At 32.4% G+C, this 1,514-nt stretch carries 1 protein-coding gene and 1 pseudogene; both read right to left on the reverse strand.

From position 1 onward, the window contains the following. Positions 1–328: 328 nt before the first annotated feature. Entirely contained in the window at positions 329–1,297 is a 969-nt protein-coding gene (locus V7164_RS16510) for a DUF4822 domain-containing protein (RefSeq protein ID WP_335354625.1), read from the reverse strand. A gap of 107 nt (positions 1,298–1,404) precedes the next feature. Next, positions 1,405–1,514: pseudogene (locus V7164_RS25725) on the reverse strand (ankyrin repeat domain-containing protein); the annotation flags it as partial.

The raw sequence follows: 1,514 nt of genomic DNA on the forward strand, positions 1-1,514 counted from the left end.
GTCTAATATTTTTTAAGCCCGATGTTTTTTTAACTTTGTTGTAGCTTTAAATTTTATCATGGACCTAATATGTATCAAACTCCTACTTATTTTTTCAATAATCACGCCCGATTCTGGAAGATTAATTATGTTTCTTATTGAAGATAATCAATCCCACATTAGTTTTAGTAAAAAGCTTCACAACCTTTTGTACCAACCTTTCATTTTAGTTGAATCTCTTACTGTTTAAATTCGACAAAAAAATTTTAGTTAATTCTTTCTTTGTTAAACAAAAAGGGAATGGAGAAAAACATTCCCTTTTTGACTACATGCCAATCATATTTGAGTTTTATTTAGTAAATTTTGGTTTAAGGCCACCTTTATAGGGTTCATGTTCAACGAATACAGTTATGTCCTTGCCGTCTTTATCTTTACCAGTTCTTTTATACGTAAATTTATTATTATTAAGTTCGGTAAGTTCAAGAGCGGCTCCATACTTATTATCTCCAATTGAAACATGGGCTCTTATTTTATTTTCGTGTACAATATCGAAGTAGCCATAATCACCGCGGCTTTTGCCTGTTTCAACATTGAAAAATTCATATTTATTAGTCTTGTCATCAAATTTTGCTAGACTTATAAACATCGAATTATACTTTGTAACGTCATTGCCATCTTCATCTAATACCTTTGTTCCGTTCCAAAGGGTACTACCTAAAATTTTATCTCCATCAACGTCTTTAACAATATCTCCTGTAGTAGTGTCTAACTGCTTGTCCGGATCAGTAAAAGACAGCTCTTTTTCTTTATATGGAACATGTTCAACGAGTACCTCTACATCGTTGCCATTAGCATCTTTCCCCATTCTTTTATAAGTAAAAACATCTTTATTTAGTTCTGTCATGTCAACAACAGCTTGATAATTCATTGATTCTGAAATTAATATCCTCTTCTTCCCATCATTGGTGATAAAGAATGTTCCTTTATCGCCACGACTTTCACCTGTCTTAGCATCAAAAAATTCATATCTTCCTGATTTTACATCATATTTCGCAAGACCAATAAAATTTGAGTTCTCTTTTGTTAAGTCATTATTATCTTTGTCATACACTCTTGTACCTTGCCAATTTGTACTGCTAAGAATGTTAGCTATTTCCTGTCCTTTGGTTAACTTATTTTCCTTTTTAGTCTCTTTAACAGCTTGTTCTTGCTTTTGTTTACTATTATTTTCTTTGGCGTCGGCACTAGCACTGCACCCTGTTAATACTAATGTGAATCCGAGCAGTATTGATGAAATTGCTTTTGCTTTTTTGTTCATTTCTATCGTCTCCTCATTTTATGATTGTAGTGTAATATACATTATTGCCTATTATTTATATTAGTTTTAGGGTTTCGATTGTACTGAGGGGGAGCTTATCAAACTGGCTATTTTGCTCCTGCTTTTAACAAAATTTGTTCAATTTCTTTAAACTCTTTCTCACGTGCATGTTGCAAAGGAGTTATATTATTTCTATCCGGAATGTTCACATCCGCCC

It is taken from the genome of Bacillus sp. JJ1474 (genome assembly GCF_036965225.1).
Classification (GTDB): Bacteria; Bacillota; Bacilli; order Bacillales; family Cytobacillaceae; genus Cytobacillus.

Excerpts from the sequence above, each read along its gene's own strand:
- V7164_RS16510 (WP_335354625.1), bottom strand. The coding sequence starts at position 1,297 with ATGAACAAAAAAGCAAAAGCAATTTCATCAATACTGCTCGGATTCACA.